The 25,228-nt window shown below is 63.8% G+C and carries 24 protein-coding genes; 17 read left to right on the top strand and 7 right to left on the bottom strand.

The annotated features are described in order from the left end of the window. The first annotated feature begins 33 nt into the window (after positions 1 to 33). The 4 genes from FG13_RS04975 (at position 34) to FG13_RS04990 (ending at position 8,544) form a co-directional block, all read left to right on the top strand. A complete protein-coding gene (locus FG13_RS04975) occupies positions 34 to 1,041 on the top strand; it encodes an NADP-dependent oxidoreductase (RefSeq protein WP_035818939.1) in 1,008 nt (335 codons plus the stop codon). A 120-nt stretch (positions 1,042 to 1,161) separates the two neighbouring features. Beyond that, positions 1,162 to 2,319 (top strand): ABC transporter substrate-binding protein, encoded by a 1,158-nt coding sequence (locus FG13_RS04980; protein ID WP_035818941.1) that lies wholly within the window; start codon positions 1,162 to 1,164, stop codon positions 2,317 to 2,319. A gap of 37 nt (positions 2,320 to 2,356) precedes the next feature. Continuing rightward, complete coding sequence (locus tag FG13_RS04985; RefSeq protein ID WP_035818944.1) at positions 2,357 to 6,007, top strand: response regulator; 3,651 nt, start codon at positions 2,357 to 2,359, stop codon at positions 6,005 to 6,007. After that, entirely contained in the window at positions 6,004 to 8,544 is a 2,541-nt protein-coding gene (locus tag FG13_RS04990; protein WP_035818947.1) for an EAL domain-containing protein, read from the top strand. Before FG13_RS04985 ends, FG13_RS04990 begins: the two co-directional genes overlap by 4 nt. Positions 8,545 to 8,555: 11 nt before the next feature. On the opposite strand, the gene FG13_RS04995 is transcribed toward FG13_RS04990, so the two are convergent. Beyond that, positions 8,556 to 10,061 carry a DASS family sodium-coupled anion symporter gene (locus tag FG13_RS04995; protein WP_035818954.1) on the bottom strand — a complete coding sequence of 502 codons (1,506 nt, stop codon included), beginning with the start codon at positions 10,059 to 10,061 and terminating at the stop codon, positions 8,556 to 8,558. 264 nt (positions 10,062 to 10,325) lie between these two features. Here FG13_RS04995 and FG13_RS05000 point away from each other — a divergent pair, with 264 nt between their 5' ends. The 3 genes from FG13_RS05000 to FG13_RS05010 all read left to right on the top strand — a co-directional run bounded on the left by FG13_RS05000 (position 10,326) and on the right by FG13_RS05010 (position 13,223). Then, positions 10,326 to 11,432, top strand: a complete 1,107-nt coding sequence (locus tag FG13_RS05000) for an acyltransferase family protein (protein ID WP_035818957.1) — start codon at positions 10,326 to 10,328, stop codon at positions 11,430 to 11,432. A gap of 225 nt (positions 11,433 to 11,657) precedes the next feature. Beyond that, entirely contained in the window at positions 11,658 to 12,431 is a 774-nt protein-coding gene (locus tag FG13_RS05005) for a ferredoxin--NADP reductase (RefSeq protein ID WP_035818959.1), read from the top strand. Positions 12,432 to 12,647: 216 nt separating this feature from the next. Next, positions 12,648 to 13,223, top strand: coding sequence for a type 1 glutamine amidotransferase family protein (locus FG13_RS05010; protein ID WP_035818961.1), 576 nt, complete (start codon positions 12,648 to 12,650; stop codon positions 13,221 to 13,223). Here the strand turns inward: FG13_RS05010 and FG13_RS05015 are convergent. The 3 genes from FG13_RS05015 to FG13_RS05025 all read right to left on the bottom strand — a co-directional run bounded on the left by FG13_RS05015 (position 13,220) and on the right by FG13_RS05025 (position 15,462). Further along, complete coding sequence (locus FG13_RS05015; RefSeq protein ID WP_051958560.1) at positions 13,220 to 14,665, bottom strand: serine hydrolase domain-containing protein; 1,446 nt, start codon at positions 14,663 to 14,665, stop codon at positions 13,220 to 13,222. The genes FG13_RS05010 and FG13_RS05015 overlap by 4 nt on opposite strands. An 85-nt stretch (positions 14,666 to 14,750) precedes the next feature. Next, positions 14,751 to 15,080, bottom strand: coding sequence for an immunity protein Imm33 domain-containing protein (locus tag FG13_RS05020; RefSeq protein ID WP_035818966.1), 330 nt, complete (start codon positions 15,078 to 15,080; stop codon positions 14,751 to 14,753). A gap of 7 nt (positions 15,081 to 15,087) precedes the next feature. Then, complete coding sequence (locus FG13_RS05025; RefSeq protein WP_035827324.1) at positions 15,088 to 15,462, bottom strand: hypothetical protein; 375 nt, start codon at positions 15,460 to 15,462, stop codon at positions 15,088 to 15,090. A 309-nt stretch (positions 15,463 to 15,771) separates the two neighbouring features. Between FG13_RS05025 and FG13_RS30610 the strand changes: the two genes are divergently transcribed. From FG13_RS30610 to FG13_RS05075, 10 genes are all read left to right on the top strand, one after another. Next, positions 15,772 to 15,966 carry a hypothetical protein gene (locus FG13_RS30610; protein WP_035818969.1) on the top strand — a complete coding sequence of 65 codons (195 nt, stop codon included), beginning with the start codon at positions 15,772 to 15,774 and terminating at the stop codon, positions 15,964 to 15,966. 193 nt (positions 15,967 to 16,159) lie between these two features. Then, the gene (locus FG13_RS05035; RefSeq protein ID WP_035818970.1) at positions 16,160 to 16,345 is read left to right on the top strand and encodes a hypothetical protein; all 186 of its coding nucleotides are present in this window, start codon (positions 16,160 to 16,162) and stop codon (positions 16,343 to 16,345) included. A gap of 85 nt (positions 16,346 to 16,430) precedes the next feature. Then, the gene (locus FG13_RS05040) at positions 16,431 to 17,429 is read left to right on the top strand and encodes an ATP-grasp domain-containing protein (RefSeq protein ID WP_235211668.1); all 999 of its coding nucleotides are present in this window, start codon (positions 16,431 to 16,433) and stop codon (positions 17,427 to 17,429) included. Next, positions 17,411 to 18,277: an SDH family Clp fold serine proteinase gene (locus FG13_RS05045; RefSeq protein WP_035818975.1), complete on the top strand. Its 867-nt coding sequence runs from the start codon at positions 17,411 to 17,413 to the stop codon at positions 18,275 to 18,277. Before FG13_RS05040 ends, FG13_RS05045 begins: the two co-directional genes overlap by 19 nt. Further along, the gene (locus FG13_RS05050; protein ID WP_035818977.1) at positions 18,271 to 18,786 is read left to right on the top strand and encodes a MauE/DoxX family redox-associated membrane protein; all 516 of its coding nucleotides are present in this window, start codon (positions 18,271 to 18,273) and stop codon (positions 18,784 to 18,786) included. The genes FG13_RS05045 and FG13_RS05050 overlap by 7 nt, the downstream gene beginning before the upstream one ends. Continuing rightward, a complete protein-coding gene (locus FG13_RS05055; RefSeq protein WP_035818980.1) occupies positions 18,786 to 19,340 on the top strand; it encodes a redoxin domain-containing protein in 555 nt (184 codons plus the stop codon). Before FG13_RS05050 ends, FG13_RS05055 begins: the two co-directional genes overlap by 1 nt. Further along, positions 19,337 to 21,109: an ABC transporter ATP-binding protein gene (locus FG13_RS05060; RefSeq protein ID WP_035818982.1), complete on the top strand. Its 1,773-nt coding sequence runs from the start codon at positions 19,337 to 19,339 to the stop codon at positions 21,107 to 21,109. Before FG13_RS05055 ends, FG13_RS05060 begins: the two co-directional genes overlap by 4 nt. 185 nt (positions 21,110 to 21,294) lie before the next feature. Beyond that, complete coding sequence (locus FG13_RS05065; RefSeq protein WP_035818984.1) at positions 21,295 to 21,609, top strand: hypothetical protein; 315 nt, start codon at positions 21,295 to 21,297, stop codon at positions 21,607 to 21,609. Positions 21,610 to 21,642: 33 nt separating this feature from the next. Beyond that, the gene (locus tag FG13_RS05070; RefSeq protein WP_081922444.1) at positions 21,643 to 22,449 is read left to right on the top strand and encodes an OBAP family protein; all 807 of its coding nucleotides are present in this window, start codon (positions 21,643 to 21,645) and stop codon (positions 22,447 to 22,449) included. A 54-nt stretch (positions 22,450 to 22,503) separates the two neighbouring features. Further along, the gene (locus FG13_RS05075; protein WP_010398340.1) at positions 22,504 to 22,752 is read left to right on the top strand and encodes a DUF3297 family protein; all 249 of its coding nucleotides are present in this window, start codon (positions 22,504 to 22,506) and stop codon (positions 22,750 to 22,752) included. A 76-nt stretch (positions 22,753 to 22,828) separates the two neighbouring features. On the opposite strand, the gene FG13_RS05080 is transcribed toward FG13_RS05075, so the two are convergent. From FG13_RS05080 to FG13_RS05090, 3 genes are all read right to left on the bottom strand, one after another. Next, positions 22,829 to 23,476, bottom strand: coding sequence for a hypothetical protein (locus tag FG13_RS05080; RefSeq protein WP_035818985.1), 648 nt, complete (start codon positions 23,474 to 23,476; stop codon positions 22,829 to 22,831). Continuing rightward, entirely contained in the window at positions 23,473 to 24,327 is an 855-nt protein-coding gene (locus tag FG13_RS05085) for a hypothetical protein (protein ID WP_051958565.1), read from the bottom strand. Before FG13_RS05085 ends, FG13_RS05080 begins: the two co-directional genes overlap by 4 nt. Before the next feature lie 81 nt (positions 24,328 to 24,408). Beyond that, complete coding sequence (locus FG13_RS05090) at positions 24,409 to 25,203, bottom strand: glutaminyl-peptide cyclotransferase (RefSeq protein ID WP_235211669.1); 795 nt, start codon at positions 25,201 to 25,203, stop codon at positions 24,409 to 24,411. Positions 25,204 to 25,228: the final 25 nt, after the last annotated feature.

Below are 25,228 nucleotides of genomic sequence, written 5' to 3' on the forward strand. Positions count from 1 at the left end.
GGGCATTTCATTCAACCTGACAAAGAGAACAGCATGCAAGCTCTGCAACTGAAAAAATACGGCGGCCCCGATCACGTGGCATTTGTGGAACTGCCCCGCCCCACGCCCGGTCCCGGCGAATTGCTGGTGCGGGTACACGCCGTGGGCCTGAACCCCATCGACAACCTGATTCCCAAGGGCGACTTCAAGCCGATCTTGAAAACGCGCTTGCCGGCCACCCTGGGCAGCGATCTGGCCGGCGTGGTCGTGGCCGTCGGCAGCGGTGTCACGCGTTTTACAGTGGGCGACGCCGTGTATGCGAGTATTTTCGACACGCCACACGGCAGCCTGGCCGAATTCGCCATCGTGCCGGAACAGGCGGCCGCGCTGAAACCGGCCAACCTCGATTTCGTGCAGGCGGCGTCGATTCCGATGGTGGGCCTGACGGCGTGGCAAGCGATGCAGGAACGCATGCAGCTGAAGCCGGGCCAGAAAGTGTTCATCCCGGCCGGTTCCGGCGGCATCGGCACGTTCGCCATCCAGCTGGCCAGGCACCTGGGCGCCCGCGTGGGCTCCACCACCAGCACGGCGAACGTGGAACTGGTGCGCGGCCTGGGCGCCGATGAGGTCATCGACTACAAACAACAGCCGTTCGAAGAGGTGCTGCGCGACTACGACGCCGTACTGGGCACGGTGCGCGGCGACGGGCTGGAAAAGGCCTTGCGCATCGTCAAGCCTGGCAGCCATGTCGTGTCGCTGATCGGCCCGCCGGACGCCGCCTTTGCCCGCGCGCGCGGCATGAACGTGGTGCTGAAACTGGTGTTTGGTTTGCTTAGCCGCAAGATCATCGGCCTGGCGCAGCGGCGCGGCGCCAGCTATGCCTTTCACTTCGTGCGTCCCGACGGCAGCCAGCTGGCGCAGATCGCCAGGCTGCTCGAGGCGGGAACCATCCGCCCCGTCATCGACAAGGTGTTCCCTTTTGCTGAGGCGAAACAGGCGCTGGCCTACCTGGCGCAGGGCCGCGCGCGCGGCAAGGTGGTGGTGCAACTGCCCGAGTCTTGAGGCATATTTGAGCTGCTTTCCGCGCTGTGACTATGTGTGAGTTTTTTGTTGGCAATTTACTCCATACTCGTTGTCAACCCTGTGCCTCTTGATACCGGTCAACCTCCATAAAGGTAGCTCATGCGCGTTTTCCCGGAATGCTGCTGGCTCGCTATCACCCTCGTGGCCGGCATGGCCCACGCCGCCGAACCGGGTGTCAGCGATACGCACATCCGGCTGGGCATGGTCAATGCGCAAACGGGCGCGGCCTCGGGGCTGGGGAAAGCCATGCTCGACGGCGCGACGGCCGTTTTCCAGGAAGCGAACCAGCGCGGCGGCATCCATGGCCGCAGCATCGAACTGGTGCTTGCCGACGATGGCTACGATCCGGACCGGGCCATCAGCGAAACGCTCAGGCTGGTAGAGGAAAAACAGGTGTTCGCCCTGTTCGGCAACGTGGGCACGCCGACCACCAACGCCGTCATCCCTATCGTCCGGGAAATGAAGGTGCCGCTGGTGGGCGCGTTTACGGGGGCGATGACCTTGCGCCGCCCCGTGGTGCATGAAATTATCAACTTCCGCGCCAGTTATGACGATGAATCCGACGCCCTGGTGCAGTATTTCACCAGCCGCGGCGTCAAGCGCTTTGGCGTGCTGTACCAGGACGACGGCTTCGGCAATGCCGTACTCGACGGCACCGTGCGCGCCCTGCAACGGCGCGGCATGGAGCTCGTCGCCAAGGGTTCCTTCCAGCGCGGCACGACGGCCGTCAAGGCGGGACTGGCGGCCCTGATCGGACACGACCTGCAAGCCGTGATCATGGCCGGGCCCTACACGCCGGTGGCCGCGTTCGTGCGCGAGGCAAGCCAGACCGGGCTGAAGACGGCCCTGGCCACGGTATCGTTTGTCGGCACGGACAGCCTGCTGCAATTACTGGGCAAGGCAGGCGACAATATCGTCATTTCCCAGGTGGTGCCGCTGCCGGACGACCGCCAGTTGCCCATCGCCGCCGACTGCGCCGCGCTGCTGGCCAGGCATGTGCCGGCGGCCAGGCTGTCTTTCGTCAGTTTTGAAGGCTGCATCTCGGCCACCCTGATGGTGGCGGCGCTGCGCGGCGCGGGCGCCGACCTCACGCGCGAGCGCCTGATCCAGAGCTTCGAAACGTTCGACCGGCTTGACCTGGGCGGCATGCGGGTGACGCTGCGGCCCGACAACCACCAGGCGTCGACGGCCGTGTTCCTGACCCGCATCGCCGACGGCAGGATCGTTCCGGCCGACCCGGACCCTGGCGCGAAGTGATGCGCGCTCCCCTGCCCTGCGCGACCTGGAGCCTGACATGAAAATCAGGACCAAGCTGATCATCAGTACCACCGTCCTGCTGGCGGGCGTGGCGGCCATGGCGGCGGCCAGCCTGCTGCTGGTGAAAGGCATCGAAACCCATGTGCACGGCTTGACCGACCGTACCGTGCCGCTGTACACGGACGTGTTGCGCCTGCGCTATACCGTGCAAGACATGGCATCGGATTTTTTCGAGCTGGGCAAGGCAGAAGACCTGGCGCAGCTGAAGCAGGTATCAAGCAAGATCGTCGCCAATATCCAGGCCGCCGAGAGCATCAGCCAGCAATTGCGGCGTCATGGCGAGTTGCAAACGCCGCGCTACCACTCGGCTTTCGAGCAGGAATTCCAGCGCATGCGCGTGGCCGTGCGCAAACGCCTGGAAAACGAGGCCTATTACAAGGCGCAGGCGACGGAAATGCGCCAGGTGCTGGCGCAGATCAAGGCCGCCGCCAAGGGCGCGCGCGGCAAGATCCGCCTGGTCGACAGCCAGGCCCAGGCCACCGCCGCCGAAGTGCAGCTGGAAAGCCAGCGCCTGAACGAGAACGCGCGCTACCTGACCGACTTGCGCAAGAGCATCCTCGACATGCAGATTGCGCTGGCCGAAACGGAGGCCGTGAAGAACCGTTTTCGCATCGCCCCCTTGCGCGAACGGCTGACGGCGGCCGTCGCGCATCTGGCGGGAAGCGGCGAGCGCGGCATCAGCCCGGCCCAGCAGGCGCTGCGGGAAAAGCTGCTGGCCACGGCGCGCCAGATGCTCGATCCCGCCGCCGGCTTGCTGGCCTTGCGCGCCGGACTGCTGGCCGAGGGCGGCGCCAGCGCGGCGCAGCAGGCGCACTATGCGGCGCTCAAGGAACAAGTCGGCGCCACTCTGGCCTCCACGCTCCTGCGCCTGGCCGAGGAACTCGATCCCATCGAACTGCAGCTGGCCATCGGACGCGACCGCCTGGCGCAGGCCAACCGCTACATGCGTACTTCGGCCCGCATCGAGGACGCCAGCGGCGAAATCAACCTGGCCGTCGACGCCATCAGCATCGGCGTGGGCGAAGTCATGCTGGCCACGGCCGCCGGCGACGTCACGCGCCTGGGCGACGATATCGCCCTGCACATCAGCACCCTGCACGGCGACATGGCGACCATGCAAACCTTGCTGCAAAGCATAGGCCAGCTGGGCTTGCTGGCCGAAACGCGCGGCGTCAACACTTACCTGGACAAGGTCGAGCGGTCGGGACAGCGGCTGGTGCAAGCCAAGGGCAGCGTACTGGACAGCGAAAAGGCGCTGGACGAGGTCATCGACCACGTGCGCGCCTTCGAGCGCGAACAGGCCGCCTATTCGGCGCAGCAAGTGGCGCGCATCACGGGGCAGCAGCAGGACGCGGTGGCCCAGGTGCGCGACGGCGTGCGCCATGCCTTCGTGCTGATTCTCGGCATCGGACTGATTCTGCTGCTGGCCTGCGTGGCCATCACGGGGCTGATCAGCGCTTCCATCGCCAGGCCGCTGGCGCACCTGTCCCATGCGATTGCCCATATCCGCGGCGGCAAACCGCTGTCCGTGCGCGTGGCGCAGCATGGCAGCGATGAACTAGGGCAATTGATCATGGGCTTTAACGGCATGCTCGAGCACGTCGAACAGCGCGACCTGGCGCTCAAGCAGGCCAAGGCCGAGGCCGACGCCGCCAACCGCGCCAAGTCGGAATTCCTGGCCAAGATGAGCCACGAGATCCGCACGCCGATGAATGGCGTGCTGGGCATGACGGAATTGCTGCAGCGCACGGAACTGAGTCCCAAGCAGCAGCGTTTCGTGCACACGGTACACCGCTCGGGCGAAAGTCTGCTGAGCATCATCGACGATATTCTCGATTTTTCCAAGATCGAGGCGGGCAAGCTGGTGCTCGAACATATCCCCTTCGACCTGCGCCAGGTGATCGACGATGTCGTGGCCCTGTTTGCCAACGGCATCCAGCGCAAGGCCATCGAATTTACCTGCCGCATCGCCTCCGACGTGCCGCAGCACGTGCGCGGCGACCCCGTGCGCCTGCGCCAGATCCTCACCAACCTGCTCAACAACGCCACCAAGTTCACCGAACGGGGCGAGATTTCCGTCGATGTCAGCTGTCCCGCCGCCGGCCAGATCCGCCTGGAAGTACGCGACACTGGCATCGGCATGGCGCCGGAGGCGACCGCCGCCGTCTTCCAGCCCTTCCGCCAGGCCGACAGCACCACTTCGCGCAAGTATGGCGGCACGGGCCTAGGCCTGGCCATCATCAAGCAGCTGGTGGAAATGATGGGTGGCAACATTGTGCTCGAATCCGTGGCGGGCCAGGGGTCCAGCTTTGCCGTCACTGTTGCCGTGGGCACCGTGGCGCCCGAGGACGCGCCGCCGGCGCCGCCGCCGCGCGTGTCGCTGGGCGCCTTGCACGTGCTGATCGTCGATGACCATGCCACCAACCGCACGATCCTGCTGCAGCATGTGATCGAGTGGCAGATGGCCGCCGCCAGCGCCGCCGACGGCGCCGAAGCGCTGGACCTGCTGCAAGCCGCGCTGCGCGGCGGGCGCCCGTTCGACCTGGCCATCATCGACATGCGCATGCCTGTCATGGATGGCGCCGAGCTGGTGCGCGCGATCAAGGCCGATGCCGGCATGGCGGCCCTGAAAATCATCATGCTCAGTTCGCTGGATGCCTCGGCCGAGCTGCGCCAGCTGACGGCGCTGGGCGTGGAATACTGCCTGACCAAGCCCGTGCGGGCGATGGAACTGCGCCACTGCATCGAAGCTGTCTGCGGCTACGGCACCCTGGCGCCAACGAGTGCTGCCATGCCTGCCCTGCCCGCTCCAGCGGAAAGCGCGGCCGCAGGCCAGGCGCCGCTGCGCATGCTGCTGGTGGAAGATAACGCCATCAACCAGGAAATCGCCCTGGCCATGCTGGAAGATAGCGGCTACGAAGCGACACCGGCCGACAACGGGAGGCGCGCGCTGGCCCTGTGGGAGCGCTACCCGTTCGACGTGATCCTGATGGATTGCCAGATGCCCGAAATGGACGGTTTTGAAGCGACGCGGCGCTTGCGCCGCATGGAGGCCGAGCAAGGCCGTGTCCGCACACCCATCATTGCCCTGACGGCCAACGCCATCCTCGGCGACCGCGAACTGTGCCTGGACGCGGGTATGGACGACTACCTGGCCAAGCCGTACACGCGCGCCGCCCTGCTGGAAATCCTGGCCCGCTGGCGCCCGTCGCCCGCCGCGCAGGCCACAGCCGGGACGCCTACAGTAACCACGGAGGCGGCGCCGGTGGAATCGGCCGCCATCCTCGACGCCGCCGCCCTGCAAAACCTGCGCGCCATGCGGCGTCCCGGCCGTCCCGACGTGCTGGGCCGCATCATCGACCTGTTCTACAGCGACGCGCCGCGCCTGCTGGGCCAGCTGGAAGTGGCCGCCGAGGCCAGCGATACCGCGGCCCTGCAGCTGGCGGCCCATACGCTCAAGTCCAGCTGCGCCAACGTGGGCGCGCTGGGCTTGTCGGCCACCTGCCGTGAAATCGAACAATACGCGCGCGGCAATGACGTCGGCAGCGCGCTGCAGCATATCCGCGGCATCCAGCAAGAACTCGACCGTGTCCTCGCCGCCCTGGCCATTGAGAAGGAAGCCATATGAATACCGCACTGCTCCCGCAAGCACTGGTCCTGGTGGTCGATGACGACACCATGACGCGCATCCTGGTGACGGAAGCGCTGGAACCGGAAGGCTTCCGCATCGAGGAAGCGGCCAGCGGCCTGGAAGCGCTGGCCGCTTTCCAGCGCGGCGTGCCCGACCTGATCCTGCTCGACGTTGCCATGCCCGGCATGAGCGGCTTCGAATGCTGCCAGCAGCTGCGCCGCTTGCCCGGCGGCGCGCACGTGCCCATCGTCGTGCTGACCGGCAACGACGACGATGACTCCATCAAGCAGGCGCTGGAAGCGGGCGCCAGTGATTTTATCTCCAAGCCGATGCAATGGCGGCTGCTGGCGCACCGGCTGCGCTACCTGCTGCGGGCCAGCAGCGCGCTCACCGAATTGAGCCGTATCCAGGAAAGCCTGAACCACGCGCAGGCGCTGGCCCGCCTCGGCAACTGGGAATACCAGGTCGCCGGCGGTGACGGCTACTGGTCGCCGGAACTGTTGCGCATCCTGGGCCTGGACGCCGATTCCGGCCCCACCAGCTTCGAGCGCCTGCTGCAATGCCTGCCGGAAGACCAGCGACCGCTGCTGCTCGATGCCTTCATGGAGCTGCATGCGAGCGGCACCAGCTACGGCCTGGAACACAAGGTGCTACGGCCCGATGGCGGCGAATGCATCGTCTTTCATCAGGCCGAAGCCGTGCGCGAAGGCCGCCAGGTGCTGCTGATGCGCGGTACCGTGCAGGACATCACGGAACGCAAGCTGCAGCAATTGCGCATCGAATACCTGGCTAACCACGATGCGCTGACGGACTTGCCCAACCGCCAGTTGCTGAACGACCGCATCGGCCAGGCCATCGCCCATGCCCGCCGCACCCGCCTGCACCTGGCCACCCTGATGCTGGACCTCGACCGTTTCAAGTTCGTCAACGACAGCTATGGCCACCCGGTGGGCGATGCGCTGCTGCAGGAAGTGGCCCGTCGGCTGAAGCTGGCGGTGCGCGAGGGCGACACGGTGGCCCGCCAGGGCGGCGACGAATTCGTCCTCCTGCTGACGGACCTGCCCGACATCGTGACGGCCGAACAGATCGTGCAAAAAGTGCTGGCGGTGTTCGCCGATCCCTTCGTGCTGGGCGAGCATACCCTGCACGTGAGCACCAGCATCGGCGCCAGCGTGTTTCCGTCCGACGGCGACAGCGGCGACATGCTGCTCAAGACGGCCGATGCGGCCCTCTACAGCGCCAAGGACAAGGGCCGCAACGGCTACCAGTTCTACAACCACAAGATGGGCGTGCTGGTGGAGGAGCGGGCCGAAATCGAACACGCGCTGCACCAGGCGCTGGCGCTGGGCGAACTGGAACTGCACTACCAGCCCAAGGTCGACCTCACCAGCGGCAAGATCTATGGCATGGAAGCGCTGCTGCGCTGGCGCCGCGACGGCATCGGCCTGGTGCCGCCGGACCGCTTCATTCCCCTGGCCGAGGAAACGGGCATGATCGTGCCCATCGGCGAATGGGTGCTGCGCACGGCGTGCGCGCAACTGGGCGTCTGGCATGCCTACGGCTTTACGCACCTGACGATGGCCGTCAACGTGTCGGCGCGCCAGTTCCGCCAGGCCGACATGCCGCAGCTGGTGCGCGAAGTGCTGGCCGACAGCGGCGTGCCGGCCCACTGCCTGGAACTGGAGCTGACGGAGAGCGTGCTGATGCAAAACCGCGACCTCGTGGTGAAGGCATTGGAACAGTTGAAGGAAATCGGCGTCACCCTGTCGCTGGACGACTTCGGCACCGGCTATTCCAGCCTGTCCTACCTCAAGCAGTTCCCCATCGACGTGGTGAAAATCGATCAATCGTTCATCCGCGACGTGACCGACAGCGTGGATGGCGCGTCGCTGACCCGCTCCATAATCGCCATGGCCAAGTCGCTGCACATGACGACGGTGGCCGAGGGCGTGGAAACGGAGGGGCAATTGGGATTTCTCAATACCAACCACTGTGACGCCATGCAAGGCTATTACTTCAGCCGCCCGCTGCCCGGCGCCGAGATGGATCAGATGTTGCATGCCGGCACCCATTTGCCGCCCGAGAACTGCCATGCCGAAACGCCGCAGCGTGTGCTGCTGCTGGTGGACGACGAAGAGCACATCCTGTCCGCCCTGCGCCGCTCGCTGCGCAAGGAAGGCTACCAGATACTCAGCACCAGCAAGCCGCAGGAAGCGCTGGAACTGGTGGCCGCCAATGCCGTGGGCGTGATCCTTACGGATGCGCGCATGCCGGGCATGTCCGGCAACGAACTCTTGCGCCGCATCAAGGGCATCTATCCGGAGATCGTGCGCGTGATGTTGTCGGGCTACCCTGAATTGCATTCGGTCACAGCAGCCATCAACGAAGGCTCGGTGTACAAGTTCATCACCAAGCCCTGGGACGAAACCTTGCTGAAAGACCATTTGCGCGAAGCCTTCGTGCGCTTCGAATCGGGCGTGCAACGCCCGCCCGTGGGTCCGCATGGCATCGAGATCAGCAACCGTGCCGCCTGACCACTTACCACTTACCAGTAGCCCAGCACCTTCCACCACGTCGTGCCGACGACGGCAAAGATCAGCAGTTCCACCACGCACATGATGAAGCCGACTCTCCACCAGTTGCCCATGGTCACGAAGCCGCTGCCGAAGATGATGGGCGAGGTGCCCGTCGCATAGTGGGTCAATGTCATCATGATGGCCGAGCCGGCCGTCATCATCAGCATGAACGGTACGTGGTATTCGGCCGGGATCAGGTGCAGGCCCACCGTCAGGAAGGCCAGCAGCATGGCGCTGATGTGGGCCGTCGTGCTGGCGAAGAAGTAATGCGAGAAGACAAACACCAGCACCAGGACGCCGGCGATCGGCAGCCAGTCCATGCCGCTGGCGACAATCGCCGCCTTCATGCCGGCCGAGAACCAGGCGATCACGCCCGTCTTGTTGAGTTGCTCGGCCATCATGACGAGCGCGCCGAACCACACCAAAGTGTCCCAGGCGCTCTTTTCCGACAGCACGTCATCCCAGTCGATGGTGCCCGTGATGATCAGCACGAACAGGCCGACAAAGGCAACCACCGTCGCATCGAGCGAAAACGCGGGGCCGAACAGCATGGCGGGCACGTTGGCCCACAGCAGCAGCAACAGGGCGAAGGTGCCCAGCATGACTTTTTCCGACGGCGACAGCGGGCCCATGCTTTTCAGTTCCGCCTTGGCGTAGGTGACGGCGTCCGGCGTGGCTTTCAGTTCCGGCGGCGACAGCCAATAAATAATCAAAGGCATCAGCAGCAGGCAGACCAGGCCCGGCAGCAGCATGCACAGGGCCCAGGTGGTCCACGTCAGGTGGAAACTCTGGCCGCTGGCCTTGGCCACGAAGTCGACCACGAGCGGGTTGGGCGCCGTGGCCGTCAGGAACATGGCCGAGGTGATCGGGTTGGCGTGGTAGTTGACGAGGGCCAGGTAGGTGCCGACCTTCTTTTCCGTGCCCTTGGCCGGATCCGAATCGAAGGCGTTGGCGATCGATTTCATGACGGGGTGGACGATGCCGCCACCGCGCGCCGTGTTACTGGGCGTAAATGGCGCCAGCACCAGTTCGCAAATGGCCAGGCCATAGCCGATGCCCATGGTGCGCTTGCCCAGCAGGGAAATGAACAGCAGGCCGATGCGGCTGCCCAGTCCCGTCTTTTTCAGGCCGCGCGAAATCAGGATCGCCACGACGATCAGCCAGATCAAGGGATTCGAGAAACTGCTGAGCGCATCCGTGATGGCGCCCTTGGACGAGGTCGACGTCACTTGCGACAGCGACACGATGACGATGGCCATCATGGCCATCACGCCGATCGGCATGACTTTCAGGATGATCGCCAGAATCGTGGTGAGGAAAATCGCCACCAGGCCCCAGGCCTTGGGCGTCAAGCCGTCCGGCGCCGGCAGCAATAGCATGCTCACGAGCAAAGCGGTGCAGATCAGGGCGGGGACGAGGCGGAATGGGACGGCTTCCTTGAAATGCAGGAACAAGTCGCGCACTGTTTTATACATCTTTATTACCTTTCGCTGTGGGTCAGGCATCGTAGCAAGCGGCGTGGCACGCGCAGAGTCTTGGGCCGGGACGCAGGAAAAAACGCGCCTTCAACGATGACAGATGCCCAACAATTCTGTTCGGCAATATCATACACGCAAGACTTCCCTGCCCGTGCCCCGTTGCCGCATTCGCTACCGACTATCTGTAAAATCGTTGACCGGCAAGCGACACGTGTCGCATAATTGCCCCATTAGTCGCCAGCCAAGCTGACAAGGAAACCATTGAATACCCGCAACCACCATATCGACGCCTTGCGCGGCGCCGCCATCCTGGGCGTGCTGCTGCTGCACTTCGCCCTCGCCTACGGCTTGAAGAACAGCCCGCTCGAAATCCTGCCCGCCTGGCTGCTGCGCGCCGCCTACCAGGGCAATTACGGCGTGACCATGTTTTTCGTCATTTCCGGCTATCTGATCACCTCGACCTCGCTGCAGCGCTGGGGCGACCTGGCGCGCATCGACCTGGCGGCGTTCTATCTCTACCGCATTGCCCGCCTGCTGCCATCGCTGCTGCTGGCCCTGTCCATCATCGTGCTGCTGGGCGTGCTGGACGTACCCTACTTTGCCAACTCGGACGGCGGCAAGGATTTGCCCGCCAGCTATTTCGTCATCGCCATCGCCTCCGTGCTGACCTTCTGGCATAACGTGCTGATGCAAAGCGCCGGCTATTTCAATTACTGCCTGAATGTGTACTGGTCCTTGTCCGTCGAGGAAATGTTTTATCTGCTGCTGCCCTTGTCGTGCCGCATCCTGCGCCGGCGCCAGGCGATCATGCTGCTGTGCGGCGCCGCCATCGTCGCCGGCCCCGTGTATCGCAGCCTGCATGCGGACAATGAGATTGACTTCATGTACGGCTATATCGCCTGCTTCGACGCCATCGCCATCGGTTGCCTGACGGCCATGCTGACGCAACGCTGGCAACCTGGCGCGCAGGCCGGGCGACTCTTGCGCTGGACAGCGGGCCTGGCCCTGGCGGCCGTGTATGTGCGCGGCATCGGCGGCCATGAGGTATTCGGTTTTACCCTGGTCGCCGTAGCCAGCGCCGCCTTCATTCTTGGCGGCGTGGCGGCCGGACCGGCCAGCCAGCGACGGCCCGGCCCGCTGCAATGGCTGGGCCGCCATAGCTACGAACTCTATCTGTTCCATATCATCGTGCTGGCCGGCATGCGCAATGTAGTGGACAAGGCGGGCCTGGCCTACGCCGAGCGCCTGCCGTGGCTGGCGCTGTTCCTGGCCGCAACGGCGCTGGCTGCCGCCCTCGTGGCCCGCTACGTGTCCGAACCGGCCAATGCCGCCATCCGCCAGCGCTGGCGGCGTGCCGCGGAAAAGTGAGCCAGGTCAAGAGTCCGCATGCCCACCGCTCATTTCCGGCCCATTTCCAGCCCCGGCTTGCCATTCGCACTATAATGTCGGCACCGCGTGCGGCAGCAATGGCGGCGATAGACGGTAACAATTTCGTGTGGAGGCCAGTACAATAGCGTCTGGGCCTACACAGGGTTTCACTTTTGCCAGCAGTTGCCAGCAACTAACCATTTTTTTGACCAGCCAACACATACTATGAGTTCGATGAATGAAGAGCGCGTTTTAAGCGTGCACCACTGGACGGATACCCTGTTCTCCTTTACCACCACGCGCGACCCGTCGCTGCGTTTCTCGAATGGCCATTTCACCATGATCGGCCTGCGCGTCGACGGCAAGCCGTTGCTGCGCGCCTACAGTATCGCCAGCGCCAATTACGAAGACCACCTGGAATTTTTCAGCATCAAGGTGCCGGGCGGTCCATTGACGTCGCGCTTGCAGCACTTGCAAGTGGGCGACACCGTCATCGTCGGCCGCAAGCCGACGGGCACTCTGGTGTCCGACTACCTGCTGCCAGGCAAGCGCCTGTACATGCTGTCGACGGGCACGGGCCTGGCGCCTTTCCTCAGCATCGTGCGCGATCCCGACATCTACGAACGCTTCGACGAATTGATCCTCGTGCACGGCGTGCGCCAGGTCGATGAGCTGGCTTACCACGACTTGCTGGAAGAGCACCTGCCGAAACACGAATTCCTGGGCGAAATGGTCAGCGACAAGCTGCGCTATTACCCGACCGTGACGCGCGAAGACTTCCGCAACATGGGCCGCATCACGGAACTGATCGAAAACGGCAAGCTGGCCGAAGATCTGGGCGTGCCGGCGCTGAACCCTGCCGAAGACCGCGTGATGATCTGCGGCAGTTCGGACATGCTGCGCGACCTGAAGGAAATGCTGGAAGCGCGTGGTTTCAAGGAAGGCAATACCTCGACGCCTGGCGACTTCGTTGTCGAGCGCGCGTTCGCCGAGAAGTAATCCGCAAGAGTCATCCGCAATACTCCAGGGGCCCGGTCCCGCCGCACACAGCGGCGGCGCCGGGCCTTTTTCATTGCCGCGTCAGCGGGCCGGCGATTGTAGCGCAGGCTGTTCGCTCCTGACAGAAACTGTCAGTACCGTTCATTATGATTTCGGCACCAGCAGGCTAGCGAGCCTGTATTACTATTGATATCTCCACCTGCGACAGGAATTTTCATGACACGAGCCATCACCATCCTGACCGAGAACTTTGCCGATTGGGAAACCGCCCTGCTCAATTCCACGGCGCGCCTGTATTACGGCTTTTACACGCAATTCGCCACGCCCGGCGGCTTGCCCGTCACCTCGTCCGGCGGCATGCTGGTCACCCCGCAACTGGCGCTGGAAGATATTGTGCTCGATGAACTCGATTTGCTGATGGTATGTGGCGGCAGCCACTGGCAAAGCGGCAAGGCGCCCGATATCTCCCCCTTGCTGCGCGCTGCCCGCGACAGGAATATCGTGCTGGCCGGCATTTGCGATGGCACGCGCGTGCTGGCGCAGGCTGGCGTGCTCGATAACGTGCGCCACACCTCGAATTGCGCCGATAACCTGACGGCAACCGGCTATGCGGGCGCCGCCCTGTACCAGGATGTGCCGTGGGCCGTGGCCGACCAGCGCGTCATCACGGCACCGGGCACGGCGCCCGTCAGCTTCACAAAAGAGGTCTTGCGCGCCCTGGGCATCGCCGATGACAACCTGGCCGCCTACCTGGCCATGCACGGCGCCGAACACGGCAAGACGCCCGGCTAGTTGGCGCCCAGCGCGCGCAGGCGCTTCATGGCGTGCGTGTTGCCCGGATCGAGTTCCAGCGAACGGCGGTAATGCGTGACGGCCTGCGCCTTCGCGCCATCGGCCTCGTACGCTTCGGCCAGGCTGTCGTGGCCATTCGCCCCTTGCGGGTACAGTTGCACGCCAAGCTCGAAGACGGCCACCGCCTGTTTCGGCTGCTGCCGGCCCAGCAGGCGATAGCCCCAGGCATTCAAGTCATCTTCCGTGGGTTCCGGCAAGCCATGCTGGCGCCGGATGGCCGCCAGTTTCTTGTCCAGTCCGCCGAAACCGGCGCTGGCCGCTTTGTTGCGCAGCAAGTGCGCGGCATACGCCCCGCCGCGCTGCTGGCGCAGGGAGGGAAGATAAAAGCCGGCAACAGTATCGATCAGCTGTTCCGGCTGGGCGCCGGCCAGGTTGCTGAGGATAATGACGGCCAGGCCATCGTTGGGATACACATAAAAGGCTGAGCGGGCGCCGCCGATGCCAGCCACGGCGCGGTGACCATCACGGCCGATGGTGGGCCAGCCCAGCGCCCACGGCGCCGGCTTGCCGTCATTCAAGCTGGTCGGCTGCCACAGCCGTTCCACACCGGCGGGCGCCAGCAAGCGCCCGGACTGCAGCGCGATGAGCCAGTTGGCCAGTTCGCCCACATTGCTGTTGATGCCAGCGCCGGCGCGCATGAACACGGGAAAGTCTTCGATCACATTGCGGTAACCGTTGCCGCCCCGGTCCAGCACGTAGGAACTGGCCTTGTTGGCCACCACGTCCTTCGCGTCGCCAAAGCCGCTATGCGGCATGCCGGCCACGTCGAACTGCCCGCGCTGGATGAAAGTGCTAAAGGGCTGGCCGCCTTGCCGCTCGATCAACTGCGCCAGCAACACGTAATTGGTCTGGTTGTAGCGGAAGCGCTGGCCAGGCGCAGCTTCCACGGGCAGCGCCTGCACGGCTGTCCACGCCGCAGCGCCATCGTCCGGCTGCGGCCCCACCAGCTTGCCGCTGCGCTGGTCCAGCACGTCGGGCAAGCCCGAGGTGTGGTTGAGCAAATGCGTCACCGTCACGGCTTGCCAGGCGACAGGCAGCCCCGTCAGGTACTGCCCGATGGGCGCGGCCAGGTCGATCTTGCCCTGTTGCACCAGCTGCAGTACGGCCACGCCCGCAAACGCCTTCGTGGCCGAATTGATGGAAAACAGGCTAGCCTCCGTCACGGGCACCTGGTATTGCAGGCTGGCCAGGCCGAAATTGCGCTTCAGCACAACCTTGCCACCTTGTATCACGGCCAGTTGCAGCCCTGGAATCTGGCGCTCCTGCATTTCGCTGCGCACGAAGGCGGCAATGTCGTGTTCCGCTGGGGACGCCTGCACATGGCTGGCGGGGGCGGCGGCAAGCGCCAGGGCGAACAGGACGGACGGCAGGCGTGGCTTCAAGATGCGGCTTTCGACAGTGGAAAATGGAACCGCAGCATCCCATACCTATTTATCAACGTCAACGACAATCTTGCCGGTCGGAAAGTTACTCTTCCAGCCACACGTCCTCGTACCCTTCGCGGTCGAGGATGAACCTGGCGCCACTGGGCAAGGCCAGGTAATCGACCACCTGCGGCAGCATCTCGTGCAGGTGTTCCGCATGCAGGGGCTGGTAAAAGCCGCTGGCATCGTCGTGTTCGCCGCAGTGGATGAACCAGCTGATGGTGCCGTTTTCCGGCAGCACGACGCGCGTGCCATAGATGGGCGACTGGTCCAGGCTGCCGATGGCCAGGGCCACCATGGGTTCGGGTGCTTGCGCCGGCAAGCCGAATTTGTCGCAGATGCGCTGCTGTGTTTCGCTGATCAGTTCAATCATAGGGTCTTCAGGATCCGATATATTGGTAGTGGAGGCGCAGCGCGCCATCGTGACCGGACATTTCCAGGTGCAGGATCGCTTCGCCCGGCTTGCCATCGGCCAGCAGCAGGCATTCCAGGCCCAGCGCTCCAGCGTCGGTGGCATATACGTCGACGCCGGGACGGCCGCCCTTGCCCGGCACGAAGGCTTGCGCCAGCGGCGACAGGGACAATGCCTGGCTCGCCGCAAAATAGCTGTCGAGCATGTCGATGATCTCGTCGGCCACGGCCAGCGACAGACCCCAGTCGCGTTGCAGCGCAACAGGATCGCGCCCGTCCAGCGTCTGCACGAAGGCGGCGGCCTGCGCGTATGCCAGCTGCCGCAAGCTGTCTGTGATGGCCATTTCCATAGAGTACGTTGTGCCTTATCCATTCAACAGGCGCCATTATAGTGCCTCGCCGCGGGCATGGCCGATCCGTTTGCTGGCAATAATAAAGCACCGTGCCGATTATTTAAAGTGCCGCGCTTATTATTTATCGCACTGCAATAACATAAATGGCTCGCGTGATATTTGGTGAGTATTTGAAAAATATAATCGCGGATACGATTGATTTTCAAGTTGACGCTTATTTATTCAGGCGCTAATATCGAATGGCCATATACCATGGCATACAGCGCAAGCAGTACTTAACCATCACAAGAGGATAGTACAATGCAAAAACAGAACCACTCCAAATTGTTCGCATTCAAACTGGCTGAAAAACAGGTACAAAAACAGGTAGCGCCCGCCACCGTCTGGAAGGTGCGCGACGGCGTCGCCGTAGCCGGCTGCACCGCCGTCGGCACCCGTGACCAATACCGCGATTCATCGCGCTTCCAGCCGAACGACGGCGGCCAGTACTGCTGATTCCCGGCGCCCCATTCCCCCGCCCGCGTGGGGGTTTCATCTATTCCGCCATATTCAAACTGGCGCTGGCGCCTATTCCGGCACGGCTTCTCTGCGCGCAATGAATACATAAACACCTTTCAATTGCAGATTCCATTTTTATAATCAGTATTTATCGGTAAAAATCGGAACACAACCATTAATAGAGGATCCCATGCATAAAGAAACCAAACTGTTCGCATTCAAACTGGCGGAAAAGAAGGAAGAAGAAAAGCCGGCGCTTCCTGCGCCCTGGAAAGTACGCGACGGTGTCGCCGTAGCCGGCTGCACGGCGGTCGACAGCGAGGAGCAATACCGCTATTCGCGTATCGGTTCGAGTGACGGCGGCGAGTTCTGCTGATACGTACACCAGCTGAAAGCCTTGCCACGGCAAGGCTTTTTTGATTCCCCCTTACCGCGGCCTCCCCGACATGCACAAAAAGGTTTTGATTATCAGCCATAGCGGCGATCTGCACGCCGACCTGGTCGAAGCCATCCTCGCCGCGCGCGGCCATGCTCCTTTCCGTATCGATCTCGACGCCTTTCCCCGCGATTACCAGCTGTGCCAGCGCCTGCTGGACGGCCGCGCCAGCGCGCGCCTGCGCCACTTGCCCGATGGCGACTGGCTTGAGCTGCAGCAAGTTGGCGCCGTCTGGCTGCGCAAGGCGGCCGATTATGCCTACGCCAGCGCCGACCTGACGCTGCAGGAACGCGCCTACGCCCAGCTGGAAACGGAGCAAGCCATCTTCAGCATCCTGTACGGGCTCGATTGCTACTGGCTCAGCCATCCGCTGGCCCTGCGCGGCGCCCAATGGAAAGGCGAACAGCTTGCGCGGGCCGCGCGCATGGGCTTTCGCGTGCCCGCCACCGTGATTACCAATGTGCCCGACGACGTGCGCGCTTTCCGCGCGGCAATCAACGGGCCCATCATTTTCAAGAGCATGTCCACGCCCAGCCTGGCCGCCGAAACGGTCGAGGACGTCGACAGGGTCAGCGCCGGCATCGGCACCACCATTGTCGACGATGCCATGCTGGACAGCCTGGACGCCGTCAGCGAACTGAGCTGCCAGTTCCAGGAATATATCGCCAAGCAATACGAACTGCGCATCACCGTGATCGGCAAGCAACTGTTTGCCGCGCGCCTGTATTCCCAGGACGATGCCCGCACGGCCATCGATTCGCGCGATATGTCAGCCCCCATCCGCTATGAAGCATGCACCTTGCCAGCGGAAATACAGCAGCGATGCCTCGCTTTCGTGCACAGCTATGGCCTCGAGTATGGCGCGCTCGATCTCATCGTCACGCCCGATGGCGAGTACGTTTTCCTGGAAAACAACCCTGTTGGTCAATTTTTGTATGTGCAACAACTGGTGCCTGCCTTGACCATGCTGGAAAGCGTGGCCGATACCCTCATCGAAGGAGCCGTATGCCGCAGCCAGACCTGAGCCAGATCCCTCTGCGGCTGCGCGAACTGGAGCAGGCGCGCGACAGCCGCGCCATCGTCCTGGCCGCCTCGCACCTGGACATGGAGCTGCTGCCCGCCCTGTACGAGCTGTGCCAGGGCATCGGGTCCGTGGCGCGCCTCGACGTGGTGCTGCACGGCCGCGGCGGCATCGTCAATGCGGCGCGGCGCATCGCCATCCTGCTGCGCCAGCATGCGCGTCACCTGAGCTTTGTCGTGCCCTTCCACTGCCAGTCGGCCGCCACCCTGCTGACCCTGGGCGCCGATGAGATCATCGCCGGCGACCTGGCTCTGTTCTCGCCCATCGACCCGCAGCTCGATGGCGCCGACGGCGGCTCCATGTCCAGCCTGGACATCAAGGTCTTCGGCGACATGGCGCAGCAGTGGTTCGGCGTGGATGCCAGCGAGGCGCGCCAGCAATCGCTGTCCCTGCTGTGCGGCAGCATCTTTCCCCCTTCCCTGACGGCTTTTTACCGCACCACCCTGGAGCTGACGCAGATCGGCGAGGAATTGCTGGCCTGGCAATTGCCTGATGCCATACCCGAGGCGCGGCGCGCCATCGTCGCGCAACTGGTGACGGGCTACCACTCGCACAACTATGCCTTGACGCGCGAGGAATTGGCCAAGCTGGGCTTGAACATGGCGCGCGATGCCCACGCCGAACGGCTGGGCTGGGCCATCTCGACGCAATTGCAGGCGAGCATAGGTGGCGCCTTGCGCAGCGCGCCCGACGAGCCGTGGAACGATGCCCTGCTGGCATCGCGCGACGGCGTGCAGCTGCGGTGCCAGCGTCCGGGCGGCTACGCGCCGGTGTGGAGCACGCAATGCTGACAGCTCTCCCCTTTTTGTCCGATATCGCGCGCCATGTCATCGCCTTGCTGCTGCTGGCGGCCAGCGTAGGCAAGCTGCGCAGTTATGCTGCCTTCCGCGGCAACCTGGCCACCTCGTTCGGCGTGCCGCCCGCCGCCGCCCAATTCGCTGCGCCAGGCCTGGTGGCGGCGGAACTGCTGCTGGCCGGCTGGCTGCTGGCGGGCGGCACGCAGTTGCCCATGCTGCTGTCACTACTGCTGCTCGGTACCCTCACGGCCATCCTGGCCTGGCGCTACTTCACGCACAGCGTGGTGCGCTGCAGCTGCTTTGGCGAAGCGGCGCGGCCCGTCTCGCAATACGACCTGCTGCGCAACGTGCTGGCGGTCGGCATCAACGGCGCTTACTTTGCGCTGGCGCAGGACACCGCCTTGCCCGCCGCCACGTCCATTCTGGCCGCCGGCCTTGCGGCCATCGTCTGCGTGGCCGTGATTTCCCTGCACGACATCGCCACCTTGGCAAAGGCCGGCTGATGGATTCCACGACATTGCAACTGGTGCTGGCGGCGCTGGCGTTTGCCCTCGCCGGCAATATCTGGCTGACCCTGGCCGTGCTGCGCGCCAGCCGCCGCGAACGCATCGCGCCCGCGGCGCTGGTGCCGGGCGAGCCCTTGCCGGCAGTGCAAGCCCGTCCCCTGGCTGGCGGTGCGCGTTTCCAGCCGGGCGCCAGCGGCCAGGCGGCCGTGCTGCTGTTTTTGGCCAGCCGCTGCCCGAAATGCGGGGAAAAGCTGGCCGGCATCGAACAGCTGCTGCCGCTGGCGCGCGAGGCCGGCCTGGCCCTGTGGCTGATCAGCGAAGAACCGGGTCGCCGCCTGCGCGCCTTTTTACCCGGCAACGCCTTGCGGGCGGCCACGGCGCGGCTCACGCTGCGCGACTACCGGCGCGTGAATCCTTTGATGAGTTCGCCGTCCTATGTGTTCGTCAATCACGAGGGCACGGTGGAAGCGGCCGGCCTGATCGGCGATGAAGACTGGCTGGCCCTTGTCGAGCAACTGGCAGGCGATACGGCACAGGAGCGCGCCGCATGAGCCTTCTGAACTTCGGCCCGCATGTTGAACGCCTGCGCCTGCTGTATCCCGTGCGCTGGCGCGTCGCCGCCGGCTTGCTGTGCATGGTCCTCACCGTGGGCGCGCAGCTGGCCTTTCCGCAGGCCATCGCGTATTTCATCGACAACGTGGCGCAACTGACCCGGCGCGGCGTCACGCCGGGCATGGTCGCCTCCATGCTGGCCTTCAGCCTGCTGTATGCGCTGGTCACGAGCGCGCGCTTCTATTTGCTGCAATCGAGCGGCCACATGATCGTCATGGGCGTGCGCCGGCGCCTGTTCGACGTGGTGATCAACCAGCCCATCGCCTTCTTCGACAAGCACCATGGCGGCGAGCTGAACAGCCGGCTCACGTCCGACGTATCGGCCCTGCATGAAAGCCTGACCATCGGCGCGGCCAATGCGCTGCGCTCGCTGTGCGTCTTTGTGGGCGGCATCGCCATGCTGCTGCATCTGTCGCCCATGCTGAGCCTGCCGCTGGCCTTGTTCCTTCCCATCAGCCTGTATCTGGGCAAATTATCAGGCAGCAATTACCGGCAGCGTTCGCGGGCCATTTCCGCCACCCTGGCCGCCAGCGGCAAGGTGGCGCAGGAATACTTTGCCCATGCCCGGCTGGTGCAGGCGTTCAACCAGCAAGGCGGCGCCATGGCCCGCTACGCGCAAGCCATGCGGCAGTTGCTGGACGTGTCCCTGGCCGGTACGCGCCTGCTGGCCGTGTTCCAGGGCGCGCAGGGCTTGCTGGCTTTTGTTGCCCTGCTGACCACCCTGTGCTTCGGCGCCCACCTGATCGGCCAGGGCCGCCTGAGCGTGGGCGAGCTGACGGCCTTCGTCATCTATGCCAGCATGGTGACGGACACGGCCGGCTCCATCAGCGAATTCTGGAACACGTGGATGCGCACCATGGGTTCGACCGACCGCATCTTCGAGATCCTTCGCAGCCACCGCACCGTGCCCGAAGCGGCACCGCAGCCGCCTCTGGCCGGCCATATCGCGCTGCGCGACGCGCGCTTTTCGTATCCCGAGCGCACGCAGGTCACGGCCCTTGACGGCGTCAGCCTGTCGATACGCGCGGGCGAAAAGGTCGCCCTGGTGGGCGCCTCGGGCGCGGGCAAGTCCACCATCGCCAGCCTGGTGCTGGGCCATTACCAGCTTGACGCGGGCAGCCTGCAGTTCGACGGCATCGATGCGGGCGTGCTGGGCGTGGCGCAGCTGCGCCGCCAGATGGCCGTGGTGGAGCAGGAACCGGCGCTGTTTTCCGGCAGCATCGCGGACAATATCGCCTTTGCCGTACCGGACCGCGCCGTGACGCGCGAAGAGATGCAGGCGGCGGCGCGCCTGGCGCACGCCCACGATTTTATTGACGCCTTTCCGGACGGCTATGAGACCCTCGTGGGCGAACGGGGCGTGCAGTTGTCCGGCGGACAGAAGCAGCGCATCGCGATCGCCCGCGCCATCCTGCGCGCGCCGAAAATCCTCATCCTGGACGAAGCCACCAGCGCGCTCGACGCCGCCAGCGAACAGCAGGTGCAGCTCGCGCTCGATACCTTGATGCAAGGCCGCACCACGATCATCATCGCCCACCGCTTTTCCACCATCGTGAAAGCGGACCGCATCATCGTCATGGACAAAGGCCGGATTTGCCAGCAAGGCACACACGCCGAGCTGCTGCGCGCGGGCGGCCAGTATGCGCGGCTGATGCAGCAGCAGCTGTCGCAATTCCAGCAGTTGCATGAGAGTACGGCAACCCTGTAAAGGGCACCACGAAATAATGCAATCTAGAAATGGTTGTCATCCACCACGGAGTTTTCCTACGTGGCGACAAGTGGTGTCCCTATGGCTAAGCCCGACGCAGGCAGCGAGAATGGTTTCAACGGTGCAGCCTATGCTGAACCGGATGATCATGCAAACCAGCCAAACCAACCATAGGGGACACGACCATGACTTCGAACAGCAACGACAAATCCGGCAGCCAATCGGACAAACAGCAATCGGGCCAATCGGGCAGCCAGCAGTCGGACAAGCAATCCGGCACCCGCCAATCGTCGGGCGGCACCCAGGGCGGCACGCACGAGCAGCATGTCGAGGCAGGCCGCCAAAGCCACAAGAATGACGGCGACAAGCAGTCGGGCTCGCAGCAATCGGGCCAACAGTCGGGCCAGCAATCGGGCTCCGGCACCGGCACGCGCGGCGGCACGCATGAGCAGCACGTGGAAGCGGGACGTCAAAGCCACAAGAATGACGATAAATCCTGATCCCGCAGGCATGGCTAGACGCGCCTTCTCAACATGAAAGCACTGACGGCCATGCTGTGCGCCGGGCTGGGCATGGGCCTTGCCGCCTGCGGCGCCAGGAATACGGCATCAAACGTCGAGGCACCCGGCGCGCCGGCCGGAGTCTCCACGCGCGTGCTGGACGCGGGTGCCGACGCATTGCAAGCGCGGCCGCCCGTCGCGGCACTCAATGCCTATCTTGACGGTTTTCATTTTTACAACGGCAATCTGCGCGGTCAGATGGAAGCGCACCACTATTGCGCCATCGTCAATGAAGAGCTGATCCAGTGCGTGATCTACGATGGCAACGTCAAGGACGCCAAGCTGATGGGCGTCGAATACATCGTCAGCGCCAGACTGTACCAGGGCTTGCCGGCGGCGGAAAAAGCCCTGTGGCACAGCCATGTACATGAAGTGAAATCAGGCCAGCTGATCGCTCCCGGCATTCCCGCCGTGGCCGAAAAGGCCTTGATGCAAAAACTCGTCGCCACGTATGGCAAGACCTGGCATACCTGGCACACGGATCTGCACAAGACCTTGCCGCTGGGCGTGCCGCAACTGATGATGGGTTTTACAAGCGATGGCCAGGCCGATGCCGCCATGGTCGCCGCGCGCGACCGCCGCTTCCGCATCGATTCCGCCGAAAAACGCCGCCAGCGGGCCGACATCGCCGCGCCCGCCATGATTGCCGGCGCCGATGCCTGGCAACACGGCACGACCATCCAGCTGGCCGACCCGAGCGGAACGCAGCACGGGGATTCATCGCCGCCGTCCATCTCCCCGCACACGGCCGCGCCAGCCATTTCGCTCCCGGCCAGATAGGCTGCGCGCGAAAGGCCGTTGTCTGGATCGGCATTCTGGGCGATAATTACGCCCATGAACGATACCACCACCTTACCCCCATTGCCCGATCGCCTGTCGATCGACCCTAGCAGCCCTTACCACGTTGCAGCCGTGTTCGAGAACGACGTCGGCATCCGCTTCAACGACAAGGAACGTCTTGACGTGGAAGAATATTGCATCAGCGAACGCTGGATCAAGGTTGCTTCCACCAAGTCCCTCGACCGCCGCGGCCGTCCGCTGCAGATCAAGCTGAAGGGCAAAGTCGAAGCGTTCTACCGCTAAGCAACACCTACAGTTGTCATCGAGGCCGATTTGCATCGGCCTTTTTTACGTCCGCAGGTATTGCCCAGCAGGCCGATCAGGCTGCCGGCGGCGGCTGGAAGGCGCAGAAGCCCGGCCACTGGTCGCGGCTGTCGCATACTTTCAGGCAACCTTTGTTCTCCTTGAACGTGGCCACGACCTTGATGGGGAAACCATAGAGTGGCGTAGTGGCCAGGAAGGCGGTCGAGCAGCTTTGCTCGTTGCTGAAGCGGAAAGTGATTTCTTCGCGGCGGCCCTTGCGCTCAAAGCTCAGCATGAAGGTTTCATTGCTGTTCCACTGCGCCTTGCCTGGTACGCGGAAACGGTAGCGGGGGCTGCCCTGTTGCTGACCCTCAAGTTTCTGCCCAAAGACGCGGCTGCTGGCCGTGGCCGTCTCGACCTTGGCAACAGGATACACGATGGCAAACATATAGGTGCCGGCAAACCCCTGGTCGAAGCCGAGTCCCTTCTGGTAAAACGGCACGACGATATGCGGCGCGCCCGCGTATTCCACGGTATTGCGCGCCGTCACGCGCGACGTCAGCTTGTCATCGGGCTCTTTGCCGAAGACCACGTCCAGTTCCAGCAAAGCTTGTTGCTTGTCGATATCTTGCGCCAGATAATCCTTGGGGAACGTTTCGCCGTGCACGCAGCCGGCCAGCAAGGAGGCGGCGAAGCAGCCGGCGATCAGTTTGGATAGTGTCATGGTTGTTTTCCTTCCGGCGGCGCGGAGATGAGGCCCAGCCCCGTCACTTGCAAGCCGTTCTTGCCTTGTTTCCATTGAAATTGCTGGCCGAACCAGGCCAGTTCCAGCTCGCGCCGGATGCGGATCGAATCCGTGCGGCCCTGGCGCGCCTTGATGGCGGCGCCCGCCTGCGCGGAAGCGGCGTCCGACAAGGGCTTCAGCCACCGTTGATAGGTGTCCGGCGGTAAGGCCAGCTCACCGGCCACGCCGTCGTCGCGCGTGGCAACGATGATGCCCACCTTCGTCAGCGTATTCGTCAGATAGGCGCCGCGCCGCCCGTCGGGCGAGACGGAGACGAGCATGGCATGCGGATAATCGCCGCGGACGTTGCCCGGCACGTCAAACCACAGCAGTTCGCCCGTGCCCGTATCGAGCGCGCGTCCGTCGCGGGGAAACAGCAGTACCTCGCTATTGCCCGGCTGCGGTACGCCCCATTCGGGGTCGCGTTCCGTGCGCACCATGTTGTCGCGCTGCATGGGACTGATGGGGCGCATCAGCGGCTCGCCATTCTGCACGCCGATCAATATCGTGCCCTGGCCCGTATAGCCCTTGGTAAACGCCAGCAGCATGGGCTGGCCTTCGCGCGTGGCCTTGATCGGCCGCACTTCCACCACCTCGCGCGCGCCGCCGGGCCAGTAGCCGTGCCGGCGGAAAGTCAGGGTAACGAGCGGGTCGTGGCGGTCACGCGTGACGACAAAGTCGCCGTATTGCTTCATCACCGGCACGTAGGATGTTTGCGCCTGCGCGGCGGGCAGGACGGCGGCCAGCAAGCTGGCGGAGGCCGCCAGGCGGCATAAAGAGAGGGACAGCATGGCATCCTGTAAAGGTCGCACGGGGCGAAGAATCAGAATTCTAAACGATTCCTCGCCAGCAACACTGCCCAATTGGAAACATCAGCGGCGCTGGATTTCGATCAGCTCGATCTCGAACAGCTTGGGCCACAGTTTTCCCGTGACAAACAAGCGCTTGCCCCGTGCATCCCAGGCGATGCCGTTGAGCACGGCGTCGGGATTAGCCGTGCCCCGCTGCCCGGGTGGCAGCAAGCCCGTCAGGTCGATCCAGCCGACAACCTTGCCGCTGGCCGGGTCGATGCGGGCGATCACGTCGGCGCCCCACACATTGGCAAACAATTCCCCGTCGACCATTTCCAGCTCGTTCAGGCGCTCGATGGCGCGGCCTTCGGCCTTCACCTCGAAGCGGCGCACCTCGGCCAGGGTTTTCGGATTGAGCACGCGGATGGCGGAGCTACCGTCGCTCATGTAGACGAATTGACTGTCGCTGGCCAAGCCCCAGCCTTCGCCCTGGTAACTGAATTTGCGTTTCAATTTGAAGGTCTTCAAGTCGAAGACATAGCCGGTTTGCGAAATCCACGTCAGGCCCAGGATTTCATCGCCCACGTCCGTGATGCCTTCGCCAAATACTGTTTTGTCCAGCATGGTTTTCTGCAAGACCTTGCCCGTCGCCAGCTCCACCTTGCGCAAGGAGGACTGGCCGTTCTGGCCCGTGCTTTCATACAGGTGGCCATCCTTGAACAGCAAGCCCTGGGTGAAAGCCTGGGGGTCGTGCGGATAGGTATTCTTGACGAAATAGCCATACACGGGAATGGCCGCCTGGGCGTAGCCCATTTCGCTCATCAGGCCCACGGTGCACAACAATCCCAGCAGCAGCGAGCCTGCCGTGCGTTTCACACTTGTTTTACCGATATTCTTCATA

The sequence above is a fragment of the Janthinobacterium sp. RA13 genome (assembly GCF_000745325.1).
Taxonomy (GTDB): domain Bacteria; phylum Pseudomonadota; class Gammaproteobacteria; order Burkholderiales; family Burkholderiaceae_D; genus Janthinobacterium; species Janthinobacterium rivuli.